At 44.0% G+C, this 13,214-nt stretch carries 14 protein-coding genes; 8 read left to right on the forward strand and 6 right to left on the reverse strand.

From position 1 onward, the window contains the following. Positions 1-42 precede the first annotated feature (42 nt). A complete protein-coding gene (locus tag VDIS_RS03925) occupies positions 43-1,875 on the reverse strand; it encodes a ribosome biogenesis/translation initiation ATPase RLI (RefSeq protein ID WP_013335911.1) in 1,833 nt (610 codons plus the stop codon). Between the two features lie 100 nt (positions 1,876-1,975). Here VDIS_RS03925 and sepP point away from each other — a divergent pair, with 100 nt between their 5' ends. After that, complete coding sequence (gene sepP / locus VDIS_RS03930) at positions 1,976-2,656, forward strand: undecaprenyl-diphosphatase SepP (RefSeq protein ID WP_013335912.1); 681 nt, start codon at positions 1,976-1,978, stop codon at positions 2,654-2,656. Here sepP and VDIS_RS03935 read toward each other — a convergent pair. From VDIS_RS03935 to psmA, 3 genes are read right to left on the reverse strand one after another with little or no spacing between them, the layout of a single operon-like run. Beyond that, a complete protein-coding gene (locus tag VDIS_RS03935; protein ID WP_013335913.1) occupies positions 2,609-3,400 on the reverse strand; it encodes a tRNA (adenine-N1)-methyltransferase in 792 nt (263 codons plus the stop codon). The two genes, sepP and VDIS_RS03935, sit on opposite strands and share 48 nt — an antisense overlap. A 34-nt stretch (positions 3,401-3,434) precedes the next feature. Further along, the gene (locus VDIS_RS03940) at positions 3,435-4,037 is read right to left on the reverse strand and encodes a YkgJ family cysteine cluster protein (protein ID WP_013335914.1); all 603 of its coding nucleotides are present in this window, start codon (positions 4,035-4,037) and stop codon (positions 3,435-3,437) included. Between the two features lie 33 nt (positions 4,038-4,070). Continuing rightward, entirely contained in the window at positions 4,071-4,814 is a 744-nt protein-coding gene (gene psmA, locus VDIS_RS03945) for an archaeal proteasome endopeptidase complex subunit alpha (RefSeq protein ID WP_013335915.1), read from the reverse strand. A 119-nt stretch (positions 4,815-4,933) separates the two neighbouring features. Between psmA and VDIS_RS03950 the strand changes: the two genes are divergently transcribed. From VDIS_RS03950 to VDIS_RS03960, 3 genes are all read left to right on the forward strand, one after another. Further along, positions 4,934-5,809 carry a methyltransferase domain-containing protein gene (locus tag VDIS_RS03950; RefSeq protein WP_013335916.1) on the forward strand — a complete coding sequence of 292 codons (876 nt, stop codon included), beginning with the start codon at positions 4,934-4,936 and terminating at the stop codon, positions 5,807-5,809. Positions 5,810-5,876: 67 nt separating this feature from the next. Then, positions 5,877-6,539, forward strand: a complete 663-nt coding sequence (locus VDIS_RS03955) for a hypothetical protein (protein WP_013335917.1) — start codon at positions 5,877-5,879, stop codon at positions 6,537-6,539. A gap of 32 nt (positions 6,540-6,571) precedes the next feature. Further along, a complete protein-coding gene (locus VDIS_RS03960; protein WP_013335918.1) occupies positions 6,572-7,279 on the forward strand; it encodes a phosphoglycolate phosphatase in 708 nt (235 codons plus the stop codon). Here the strand turns inward: VDIS_RS03960 and VDIS_RS03965 are convergent. Beyond that, entirely contained in the window at positions 7,274-7,999 is a 726-nt protein-coding gene (locus VDIS_RS03965) for a hypothetical protein (protein ID WP_013335919.1), read from the reverse strand. The two genes, VDIS_RS03960 and VDIS_RS03965, sit on opposite strands and share 6 nt — an antisense overlap. 104 nt (positions 8,000-8,103) lie before the next feature. On the opposite strand from VDIS_RS03965, the gene VDIS_RS03970 reads away from it, so the two are divergent. Continuing rightward, positions 8,104-9,735, forward strand: coding sequence for a B12-binding domain-containing radical SAM protein (locus tag VDIS_RS03970; protein WP_013335920.1), 1,632 nt, complete (start codon positions 8,104-8,106; stop codon positions 9,733-9,735). Position 9,736: 1 nt separating this feature from the next. Here VDIS_RS03970 and VDIS_RS03975 read toward each other — a convergent pair whose 3' ends face one another. Further along, on the reverse strand, positions 9,737-10,279 hold the full coding sequence (locus tag VDIS_RS03975; RefSeq protein WP_013335921.1) for a phosphoribosyltransferase: 543 nt from the start codon (positions 10,277-10,279) through the stop codon (positions 9,737-9,739). Positions 10,280-10,413: 134 nt separating this feature from the next. Here VDIS_RS03975 and VDIS_RS03980 point away from each other — a divergent pair, with 134 nt between their 5' ends. The 3 genes from VDIS_RS03980 to VDIS_RS03990 all read left to right on the forward strand — a co-directional run bounded on the left by VDIS_RS03980 (position 10,414) and on the right by VDIS_RS03990 (position 13,186). Next, the gene (locus VDIS_RS03980) at positions 10,414-10,929 is read left to right on the forward strand and encodes a hypothetical protein (RefSeq protein ID WP_013335922.1); all 516 of its coding nucleotides are present in this window, start codon (positions 10,414-10,416) and stop codon (positions 10,927-10,929) included. Positions 10,930-11,002: 73 nt separating this feature from the next. Further along, entirely contained in the window at positions 11,003-11,842 is an 840-nt protein-coding gene (locus tag VDIS_RS03985; protein ID WP_013335923.1) for a slipin family protein, read from the forward strand. A 9-nt stretch (positions 11,843-11,851) separates the two neighbouring features. Continuing rightward, positions 11,852-13,186: an NfeD family protein gene (locus VDIS_RS03990; RefSeq protein ID WP_013335924.1), complete on the forward strand. Its 1,335-nt coding sequence runs from the start codon at positions 11,852-11,854 to the stop codon at positions 13,184-13,186. Positions 13,187-13,214 lie beyond the last annotated feature (28 nt).

Here is a 13,214-nt window from a genome sequence, read left to right on the forward strand (position 1 = left end):
TATCATTATTATTTACCCCTCCTACTAAGTTCTATTCTCTATTTATCGACCACCTGCCTCTTCTCTCTCCTCGGTACTTATATAGTAGTAATACTCACCAATACTTCTCTGAAGCCTATCCAGGTATGAATCCCTCTTATTAATCCTCGGTCTACCCACCTGGGGCTCTCTCCTAAACGTCACGTCCTGACTCTTAAGGAACTCATTCATACCGGTCCTCAGGTCGGTCGGCGGCTCCGCAACACCATGCCTACCCGGCTCACCTAGGAATACCATAACTGACGTGCTTAGATAATCAATCATTGTTATATCATGCTCAATTACTAGGGCAACAACATCCCCCTCCTCAATTATTCTCCTAATCACGGATGCCACCCTAACCCTCTGTTCAATGTCCAGATAGGCCATTGGTTCATCAAGTAAGTAAACCTCAGCATCCCTGAGCAACGATCCGGCAACGACGACCCTCTGAAGCTCACCGCCACTGAGACTCGATAATTCCCTGTCCATTAAGGGCGTCAATGATAACCCATTGGCGAGGTCGGGCCATATTATCTTTGACGTGAAGTCACTACCAACGACCATAGCTAAGTACTCCCTAACGGTCTTATCACCATACTTAACGGCTAAGTCCCTAACGTACTGAGGCTTATAACTAATTCTGACCTCACCATGTGGTATCACAACCCCTGAGTCAGGTTCCAACTCATTAACGAGGAGCCTAGCAAAGGTGGTCTTACCAATTCCATTAGGGCCTAATACGCCGATAACCTCACCCCTATGTATGACCCCAGCCTTAACCTCAAGCTCGAAGTCCCCAAGCCTCTTCACTAGGTCTGTCCACTCAAGAAGCACCTTCTCCTTCTGTATAGGCCTCGGAGCTGGCTTAACCCTAAACTTAATGGGCTCCCTCCTAATCAGCATGTTCTCACTGGTTAGGTAACCATTAAGATACTCATTAATCCCCTCCCTCGCACCCCTCATATGCGACACAATACCGTAGGCGCCAGGCTTACCGTAGAGAATAACCACCTGATCCGCCAGGTAATCTAATACGGCTAAGTCATGGTCAATCACGATAACATACTTATTACCACCAGCAATATCCTTAATAGCCTCGGCAACCCTCAATCTCTCAACAATGTCGAGGTGGGTCGTCGGCTCATCGAATATGTACGTATCGGCATTCCTAAGCAGCGCCGCTGCAATGGCGAGTCTCTGGAGCTCACCACCACTCAATTTACTAACATCCCTATTAAGTAGGTGCGTGAGATTTAGTTTCTCGGCAATCTTACGCACGCTCTCCTCATTACCGCCTATCTTCATTAGTACGTCTTTGACGGTACCCTTAACGTACATGGGTATTAACTCGATGTATTGAGGCTTATGAACAACCTTGACCTCACCTTTATAAAGTCTCGTTAAGTATGGCTGTAGCTCCGTACCCCTGAAGAACCTTATTATGTCCTCCGTGGCCACCTGCGAGTTAGCGCATAGGTTAGGCCTTAATTCGCCAGCAAGTATCTTGGCTATTGTTGTCTTACCCATTGCGTTCTGACCGATTATTCCGAGCACCCTGCCGGGCTTGGGCATGGGCAGTCTAAACAGTTTAAAGCCGCTGGGGCCGTATTGATGGACGCAATCCTCGCCCAACTCACTTGGTAAATTAACAATGGTTATCGCCTCGAAGGGGCACTTCCTAACGCATATGCCGCAGGCCGTGCATAGGTCAGTAATGACTGGATGGCCCAACTGCTCATCCATGTATATTGCCCTCTTACCACTCCTCACGATTGGGCAGAACCTAATGCACTCTTGGCTACACTTCCTTGGTTGGCATAAGTCCTTATCAACCACTGCTACCCTGACGGGCATTATTGACGGTTTAGGAGGTACTAAGTGAAATTAAACCTTATGCCCTGGGTAATTATGCTGAGAGTAATACTAATAAGATTTGGCATTTACGGCATGGTTAATGAATTTTGGGGTTGAGCGCAAACACCTCTACGTAGCGTTGGTGCTGTACCTGCTATACATCCTACTAACGGCTTACGTAGTTACAAGCGGAGAAAGCAATTCATTAAATACATACTTATTCTTCGTGATTTTTAACAATAAAATACCTCAATTAACGCCCCTATTCACGGTGATTAGCGTTGATGATTATGGTAGAGCATTCTTCTGGATACCCGTGGCATTAATACTCTGGTACCTAGGCGGTAAGTATAGGAGGGCTAGTGTTCTCATGGTTTCAGCCTTCATAATAAGCCTAATAGTTGGTGAATTAATGAAGCACGTACTATACGAGCCAAGGCCATTCTTGGTACTACACATAACACCGCTGATTCACGAACAACCGGACTCCTCATACCCATCAGGCCACGCATTAATCGTTAGTACAGGAGCATATGCAGCAATAATGGCGTTACCCTGGTACGTATCACTGCCTCTAACCGTGGAGGCATTGCTCGTGTCTTATGGTAGGATTTACGTTGGCGTTCACTGGCCACTGGACGTGATAGCAGGTTGGTTATTGGGAATGGCTAATGTTGAGCTTGTACTTGCCCTACCCTGGTACTACGACATTATTCATGCAATAATGAGAAAGCTACTTGGTTGGTTGAGCTATAGGCCTGAGGGTTCTACGACCAATTAAGATATAGCCCGTATGGGCATTAACCCAGGTCTGAGGTCTAACCTCATCAGGTTCAGTCTTCCATTCCCTGACCATGACATCGAACATTCTAACATCGACATAGCCGTAATCACTCATTGCCCTAAGCACCTTAATGACCTGGTTAACCGTGGGCACGTACACCACTAGAACGCCATCAAATCTCAAAGCCTCCGTTGCCCTGGGTATTGCATTCCAGGGATCACCCATATCTAGTATCACGGCATCTAAATCCCTCTCGAGAAATCCATCACTGATCACATCCCTTAGCTTTAATTCAACCCAATCTAGAAGCCCAAGCATCTCGAGGTTCTTCCTGGCAATACTTATCGCATCCTCTCTCTTATCATAACCGTAGACTCTACCGTTGGGTCTGACGTAATAGGCAAGCATGGCGGTCATAAACCCACTCCCAACACCAGCCTCCGCAACCCTACTGCCAGGGCCAATCCCCGCATTGATTATTATTTGAGCCGCATCCTTTGGGTAAATAACCTGTGTAACCCTATCAGCCCTCTCGAGTAGGATATCCGTAATTAATGGCCTCAGTACTGCGAGGTCATAGCCCAGGTTGGTTTTTATTAAGGTGCCGTACTCCTGGTTAATAATATCATCGGCATTTATGACGCCCCTTATCGTGCTTATTCTAGAACCCCTAGCTACCTTAATCACTGACCTAACACCATCACCAACAATCAACACATAATCCCCTTCCTTAATGGGCATACTTCTCTCAAGCCATTGATTAATGTGGGTTTATTTATGGATTTTTACGGGAATACTCATCAACGACCTGCTCAATGTATTGCATGAATTCCTCGAGGGTTCCCTTAACCAATCCCTTCTTAAACAAATCATTCCACCTATTAATGACTTCTCTAAATTCGGTCTTAGCCCTTACAGCATCACCTATTGATGAGATCTCAACCTTAAAGTTCGCATAACCACCCTTATTAATCCCTGGGCAATACCCAAGGGCCTTATCATAAACCTCAAACTTAACCACGCCATTATCAAGCCAATAAATGAATGGGTAGTACCTGCATACGTTAGGCTTTACAGGATGTATTGAGCAAATTAGCTTCTCGCCAATCCACTTATTGAATATGCACGTGCCATCAAGCCTCTTCTTAAGTACTAAGTAGTACTCACCATCCCTAAGCCTTATTACTGGCTCATCCCAATCAGCAGCCATTTCCTTTGGGAATAGGGCTAGGAATTCCCGAGGTTTCATCCCCGTATACCTGGCAATTCTAATAACATCTCTATGCGTCACTGGTATCCAATAACGCCTGCAGCACTCGCCGCATAATACGCAGGTGAATCTAACCCTTGGGAATTCTGCTTTTACTGCGGTGCTCATAATTGATTTTAACAGGGGATTTTAAGTGGCTTATTATGAGGATTGTGCTTGTGATGAGGACCCTTTAACCTCTTGCAGGTACTTACTTATCTCGTCAGTAGTTAATTTCCTAAATAGCCTTGTCTTTACATCAACAACGCCAATCTCAAGCCTATCAGGCTCGGGGGCCTCAAGCACTAGACTGAGTGCCCTAATGGCTAGTTTTACGCACTCATCGAGGTTCATGTCATACTTATACTCTTTCTCGAGGAATTCCGTTATCCTTGATGACTCGGCGCCCATTGCAACGGCGTAAAAGCCGAAGTATATACCGCCTGGGTCTGTCTGAAATAGCCTTGGTCCATGCTTATCAACACCGCCAACGATTAAGGCAGCTCCAAAGGGCCTCACACCACCATACTGCGTATGCATTTGCTTAAGATCACTGATTCTCTTGGTTAGTAATTCCACGTCTATGGGTTCATCATAGAGCAATTTGTGAGTCTGCGCCTCCTGTCTTGCATATTCAATGAGCACCCTAGCATCTGATAAGAGGCCTGATGCTGCAATCCCAACGTGATCATCGATCATGTACACCTTCTCGATACTGCTCAGGTCAATTAACGCACTGACCTTCCTCTTCTCAGCGGCGAGTACAACACCATCAACGCACTTAATACCGACTGTTGCCCAACCCCTCTTAACAGCCTCACCTGCGTACCTAACCTGGTATAGCTCACCCTCTGGGCTGAATATCGTTATGGCCCTATCATACCCATATACCTGTGGTGAGAACATACCCTTCGTTAATGCCTTATCAAGTGGGCTTTTTAAATCAAACCTACTTAATTGTTTATTTTATGGCAGTGACTCGCCGCGTAAGCTTTTTAAATTAGTAATCGGGTCCGATATCGGATATGAAAATAGCAATATCGGTAAGCGATGGTTTTGTATCAGGACCTGGTGAGGGTGATGAGGTGTGGATAATTGACATTAAGGACGATGGTTCATACGAGGTTGTTGAGCGTTATGAGAACCCTGCAAAATACGCCCAGCAGGTTAGGGGTGTATTTATGTTAAGGAGCGTGCTTGATCACGGAGTCGATAAGGTAATACTTTCCGAAATAGGTCCTCCAGGTTATAGGTGGGCTATTGAGAAGGGGATTAAAATATACATATTTGAGGGACGGGTTGAGGACGCAATCAGGGCGTTTATTGAGGGTAGGCTAACTGAAGCTCAGGGACCAACACATAGTGAGCATCATGGGTATCACGGTCATCACCATCATAGGCATATCGAGGGCTTTGGGGAATATGACTTTCTTAAGCCCTACGTGAGTGGCGGCATGGTTATTGCTGACCTTGGCTGTGGTGAGGGTTATTACTGCAATTTCTTTAAGGATTATGCATCAAGGCTATATTGCGTCGACATTGATGAGACGGCAATTGAGGAGGTTCGTAGGAGGTTCAGTAATTATGGTAATATAACCATGCTTAATGAAGACATCACTCGCACATCAATACCAAGTGGTAGCGTTGACCTTGCATTCATGTCCAACGTGTTTCACGACATTGAAGATAAGGATGCAGCCGTTAGGGAAGTCGGCAGGATATTAAAGCCTGGCGGTAGATTATTAATCATTGAGTTTAAGAAGGACGTGATATTTGGTCCGCCATTTAAGTTAAGCCCTGAGGAAGTTGAACATTACTTTAGCAAGGAGGGATTTGTTAGGGAAGGGTATGCCGAGGTATCTCCCTATCACTACATGCTGGTTCTTAAAAAGGTAAGGTGAGGTGCAGGTTAGATATATTTTACTATGGTTTAAATATAGGTATCAATAATTAAAAATATGATGAAAGATGCCCCGCGAACCCAATTGGCTCATTCAGTACTTGGATATCATCAGTAAACTAAGGTTTACCTTATATAAATTTGAGAATGGTGATATTAATCATCAATTATTTATTAATGAAGTAAATAAATCATTAATTAGTTGTGGATATGACCCTATTAAGATCGTAATATCTGACGTTATGACGGGCTTCTTTGGAGCTTATGCAGTCTATACACCACGTAAACCAACACCCATCATATACGTGTCTACGGAGCTTATGAGGAAGCAAAGACCCCTATTTGGTAGGGTATTAATGCATGAGGTCTTTCATCATGTGCTTTATCAAAGACCCCCATCATTATTATTTAAATTAGCGCCAAGGAGAATTGAACCGCTTATTCTCATAGCAATACCATTGGTAACTATTATAGCGTTAACAATACCTCTCAATATCGTGCTATATCAACTTCTACCTTACATTATTATTGCTTTATCAGTAACAATGTCGTCTATAACGGCCATATTAATAAAGGCTTTGAATGAGCATGAGTTAACGGCTACGGCGCTCGTCATATACACAATAACTGGCGAGTGGATTAGGGATTGGACGTATTATCACGATGAGAATGCGTTAATGAGTATCAAGTGGAAAGAATCAGTTATGCCTAGGGAGATTACTGCGGTATAAAGAGTAAAAAGGCTAAGTAATTAAGTAGTCCGATGATTAAGCTCGTACTACTCGATATTGATGGGACTCTAACGAAGAATAGGAATACGGAGGCCCTAGACCCGGACGCCATCGCCGCTGTTCAGGATATTACGGATAAGTACGTTGTTGGTCTCGTAACAGGCAATGCCCTGATAGTTACCCAAGCCCTCTCATTATACATAGGTTTGCCTAAGGGATCTCCCCTCATTGCTGAGAATGGGTGTATCGTGGATTATAGGGGTGAGATTCATGAGTTATGTGAGGACTTGAACCTCAGGGAGGTTGCCCTGAGACTTATGAAGTTAATACCGGGTTTAAGGCCGACGTATCAATTTAATTATAGGAAGTTTGATATAACGTTATGGGCGCCCAAGGAGCCGCGCGAGTTAGTGGAGGTTGTTAAGGAGGAACTGAAAAGAATGAATTTAGATAGTAAGGTAAGGGTTTCCCACAGTGGCTATGCCCTGCACCTTCAACCAATTAATTCAAGTAAGGCTGTGGCTGTTAAGTACCTATGTAATATAATGAATATACCCTGTAACGAGGTTGTTTACATAGGTGATAGTGACACCGACATTGAGGTGATGGATGTGGTTGGCTATGGGGTTGCCGTATCGAACGCAACCGACGAGCTCAGGAAAAGAGCTAAGTTAGTACTCGACAAGCCCAGCGGTAAGGGCGTTGCAGATTTCCTAAGAAATTACCTGCCCCGACTATGACTTCCCAAACATCATAAGTAAGTAATTATATGCACTCTCAACATTGAAGTTATTCCTAACAAAGTCCCTGAAATCATCGTACCTCCTAATAAAATCATTACTCAACCCTCTCATCACATCATTCCATAGGGATTTACCCAAACCAACATTCCCTGCTAATTCAATACTAAGTGGTACGTCAAGTGCCAGCGCTGTTATTGCGCAGTCAATAGCTAATTGGCATGTAACTAGTACATTCTTCAACTCATTTTTGTCGAATGTATTTATTAAGTATTGAATTAGTGATTGGGACTTGGCTATTACGAAATCAATGGTCCTTCTAAGCATGGCCAGTGAAACCCTATGCACTACATTATCACTCATGCCCTGTGGTATAACCCACATGCTTATTAACTCGGGGTCACTCATAACCCTTATTAGAGCGATCTCGCGTAACACCATGATCCTAGCATCATTCTCCTTCAATTGAAGTAATTTATTAGGTATTATGGATATTGCAACTTGCCCTTCCGTGTCGATGTATTTCACAGGCCACTCCTCATGGGTTACCTTTTCAAGACCGAGGAATTCCCTCACCCTGTTATGGTCATCTGTTATATAGATAATCACATCATCGCTTGGTATATTAAGTTCTTCAAATGCCCATTTAATGACATTCACAACCTTATCCAGCTCACTGATTGGTATCTCTATTAACTGAATAATCTCCACATCATGCATTGTTCGTTGAGGTTAATATTCCTTAATTGGCAGGGTAAAGATACAAGTGAGAATCTTAAACAGTGGTAAAAGCTTTTAAAGGAATTGTACCCCTGCTATCACTAATGGTATTACCAAAGTACGATGTTGTGTTGACGACAGATCGTTCAATGATGAGTAATTATCACGGTAAGGAGTTCCTGGGCTTTGTAACTACAGGGCCATTATTCATAACGGTAGGCCCATTCAAGAAGCTTGGTGAGTGGATTCACGAGTATATAGCAATGCCTAAAATGAAGGTTGATAAGTATGGTAGACCCTTCCAGGCGCCCTACGGCATGAGGAAGATAGAGGCGGCGCTACTTGACGCTGGAATTAACGCGGCAATAATCGACCCAGACCACGTGCATAAGTACATACCCAACGCCAAGATACTCATGCTCAGCCATCATGATTACTTCGGGCTTAATCCACCATCATCGACTTGGTCAGCCATTGTAGGCAGGGAACCACTCAATGCATATTCATTTAGGAGATTCATGATGAGGATTAGGCCGTACATAATGGATGCCAAGAGCAGGAATGGACTTAAGGTTGTGGTTGGTGGGCCATCAGCATGGCAGTGGTTATACCTACCAGAGTTAATGGACTTCTTTGGTGTTGACACGGTATTTGACGGTGAGGGTGAGAGATTAGTTGTTGATCTTGTGAAGAGGATTCTTAATAATGAGCCCGTTCCTCGTTACATATATGTTGGTGTAAATGATGTGCCAAGCATCGACGAAATACCAACGATAAAGTACCCAGCGGTTAATGGTTTTGTTGAGATTGGGAGAGGTTGTCCGAGGGGCTGTGCCTTCTGCTCAGTAACACTGAGACCACTTAGGTGGTATCCGCTTGAGAAGATCGAGGAGGAGTTGAAGCTACATGTTAAGTACGGTATTGTACATGGCTTAATACATTCTGATGACGTACCATTATACGGATCCACAGGCGTTGAGCTTAATCCCGATAAACTGATTAAACTGCATCAACTCGTCAAGAGATATTACCTAACAATGGCCTGGAGCCACACCACATTGGCATCAGTCCTGGTGGCTGAGAAGAAGTATAATAGATTGGCTACGAAGATTGCTGAGATAATTGAGGATGAGCACCAGGATTGGTGGGGTGCCCAGGTAGGTCTTGAGACGGGTTCAAGAAGGTTAGCTAAGGCCATAATGCCTGGTAAAGCAGCGCCGTTTAAGATTGAGGATTGGTGGGATGTCGTTGAGGAGGCATTGGGCGTTATGCACGACATCAAACTTATACCTGCCCTAACGGTGATTGTAGGATTGCCTGGGGAGACTGAGGATGATGTTATGGAGACAATAGAACTACTCGATAGAATAAGGCCCTACAGGAGCTTGGTGGTACCCATGTTCTATGTACCCATGAATCACATTAGGGCTGAGAAGGATGGTTGGATAATTAAGTACAACCTAATGCCTGAGCACATTGAATTACTGAAGAAGATGTTTGAACATAGTATTTATTGGGCTAAGGACATCGTGAACCACTTCTACCTAAGGGGTCCGCAGTACTGGCCCGTTAGAGTTGCCGTTAATTACTTCATGAATTACGTGGAGAGGAGGGTTAGGGCCTTATATGATAGGTTCGACCAAATAGCCGCTGAAATTAAGAATAAGAAGCTCGTATCGAAGGTAGAGGCTCCTAAGCTCATGGAGTTATACACTTCATCTAGTGAGGAGGATTAAGTTAAGGTCTCATTAATTCCTGCATTTTTATTAATTCGTGTTTTGTAAATATTACCCTGGCATCGTTAATGCCTACGTTCTTAAAGGTCTCAAAGCTCTCCCACGGGTATATTATGTAAACCCAATTAATCCATTTATAAGCGTAGTAATCAGGTACGTACTTACTCGACATCGCTTTATAGTCCAGTACGGCAGTCTTAACTTCCTTGGCGCCAAGTCTAATCAATATTTCCTTAGCGGTATTTAGCGTCATTCCAGTGTCACTGACGTCGTCAATCAATAATACACTGAGGTTTTTAACGTCAATACTCGGTCCATACTTAATAACAACATCATCCTTAGCCTTACCGAAGCCCCAATGAGATAACTGCATGAGGTCGGCGGGCACCCCAAGCATGTCAGACATTAACGATGCAATCACAACACCACCTTTGGAAATACCTATTAGTACATCGGGTTGATAACCACTTTTAACAACATCCTGGACTAATTTTAGGACGCCCCTTTCGATATCTTCCCACTTATACCGGTGATAATCCGCCATTATGACTTGTGGTAAGGGTGGGTTTATAAACCAATCGTTTTACGTACTTAAATAAATATCGCATTCACGATGCCGTAAGCCAGGGCACCTAAGGTATTTATGGGTTACTACTAAGTAAATAATGAATAGGCTAAATGGTTGATAGGTATCAAGCAATGATGATCTTGGGAGCATTACTAATAATAGTCTCATCAATACCAATTTATTACTCACATCAGGAGTCATCGATTTCGTACAGCCACGTTAATGCAACGACATGTATAAGGGTTCTTGAGAGCATTATTAATGGATCCCTAACCAGCGATGAAATAAAGGGAGTCATAAAGTCCATGGGCCAGTCATTGTTAATTTCAATCGAAGTAAATGTGGAGTATACTAATGGATCAAGCGCGACCTACGGCTACTACGTACCGATTGGGACAGGCGGTGTGGCAATAACGCCCATGGTGTCAGGCAATATTGAGATCTTCGGTAGATTTCACTGCGCGTATGTGGGTAATAATTATGTGATCAATGTGTACATTGGTCAATATGTGATGGCGCTTTACCTGTTTAGTATTGGTATAGTGTTTATAATAATGGGCTTTGCATTAATTGCTTTAGGTGATTATTTAAGGGATAGGTACACGCGTCGTATTTCACGTGGCTAATAGTTCATAGTTAGAGGTTGTGGAATCTACGTTGGTAAATAGGTTTATTAATAACCTATCCTAATTTATTATAATGTATATGCAATTACCACTTCATGTGTTGCTTCAAGTAGGTACGATAGTGCTGGCGATAGTCCTCACGATAATACTACTAATAATAGTCATATCGATACTCGCATACTCCATTAGAATAGTTCCTGAGTACCAAAGGATCGTTAAGCTAAGGCTTGGCAAGTATAAGGGTATTTACGGACCTGGTATCGTCTTTATAATACCCGTTATTGATAGGCCAATAACGATGGATCTTAGGGTTATTTCGATTGACTTATCAAGCCAAAGAGCCCTGACTAAGGATAATGTTGAGGTTACGATAGACGCCGCAGTCTACATGAGGGTCATTGATGCCGCCAAGGCCGTGCTTTCAGTGACTGATTATAGAAGTGCCACGGCTACGCTCGGCGCGGCCGTTTTGAGGGATGTCATTGGCATGGTTGACCTGGACACACTGCTCACGCAGAGGGAGGAGGTCGCTAAGAAGATTGCCTCGATAATTGACGAGCACGTTAGTCCATGGGGCGTTAAAGTAACGGCGGTCGCAATAAAGGACATAAAGTTACCGGACACCCTGATTAGGGCCATGGCTGCTCAGGCAGAAGCTGAGAGGATGAGGAGGGCTAAGGTTATATTGGCCCAGGCGGATTATGAGGCATCGCAGATGTATCTCAAAGCTGCCGAGACCTATAATAAGAACCCAATATCATTAACGCTTAGGCAACTCGATACCCTACTTGAGGTTGCTAAGGAACATAACCTAATATTGGTTGTACCCAGTTCCCTTGAGGTAACCACATTGTCAACGCTGGCAGCTGCGGCGTTAAAGAAGCAACAGGAGGGTTCAAGCGCCACGCAGTAGTGAGCCACCATGAAGCTAAGGCATGGGTTAGCAATCCTATTAATTATTGCTGCATTATTAATGGCAATATTAACACGCATGTCAATCGCTGGTTCTAGCGCGTACGTGATTCATGAGGTGTACGTGTTCAACCTTAATGGCGAAATAACCGACTTAACATATGAGGAATTACAAAATGCACTGCAGCTTGCGGAGTCAACCCCTAACTCGGCATTATTAATAATCCTGGAAACGCCAGGTGGGGAGTTAGATGCGGCATTAAATATAGTGTCGAGTATTGAAAATGCGAAGATACCGGTAATAGGCTTTGTCTACCCCACAGGTTCATACGCATGGTCTGCAGGGACACTCGTCCTTATGTCAACCACGATAGCCGCCATGGCGCCAGGCACGGTAATAGGCTCCTGCCAACCCGTCGAGATAAACCCAATAACTGGTCAAGAGATATTCATAAATGAGAGTAAGATACTCAATGCAATTAGTCAGTACTTCGTGGAGGTTGCTGAGTTTAGGGGTAGAAATGCAACCTTCGCCCACGACTGTGTGTTTTATAATACGAACCTTGGTCCTGAGGAGGCGCTTAAGTACAATGTTATAAACTTCGTAGCCACTGACATAAGTTCGCTGCTTAGTGAGGTGAATGGTAGCACGATAAATGGTGTTACGTACTACGTGATTAACCCCACTATTACCTATTACCAACCAGGCATTGGTTATCAGGTTTATGAGGCTTTGATTAACCCCACAATACAGGACCTACTGGCTGGGTTAGGGCTTCTACTTGCCATTATCGGCTTCGCCACTAGGCATTATTACTTGGCTGGGGTTGGCATTATACTGATGATTATACCCATGCTAACGGGATTATCCATTAACTGGCTCGGCCTGGCATTACTGATTATTGGTTTAGCGGCAATAGCCATTGACGTACACGCGGGTTTCACGACGCACGCAGCATTATTCATAGCGGGTATAATACTCACGGCGTTAGGCATCATACTTCTCCAACCAACATATACTCCCCAGTCTTGGTTGATAGCCGCAAACCAGGTTGAGGCTAGGGTAGTCCTGTACACATTGATAGCCTTTGTTGGTGGGTTTGGCGGTTTCATAGCAGCTAAGGTAATAGGCATAATAAGGGCTAAGCCGCTCTCGGAAAGACTTTATTGGCCTGTCAATGATGTTGGGGTTGCGGTTGATGATATTAATAAGGGTGAGGTTGGTTATGTGAGGGTTAGGGGTGAGTATTGGAGGGCTAAGGCTATCGAGAGTGTCAAAAGGGGTTCTAGGGTTCTCATTGTTGGTGTTGATGGCGACACGTTACTTGTGAAGCCCACCAGTTAGTTACGTTTATTAAGCCAGTATCAATAAT

It is taken from the genome of Vulcanisaeta distributa DSM 14429 (genome assembly GCF_000148385.1).
In the GTDB taxonomy this organism is placed as follows: Archaea; Thermoproteota; Thermoprotei; order Thermoproteales; family Thermocladiaceae; genus Vulcanisaeta; species Vulcanisaeta distributa.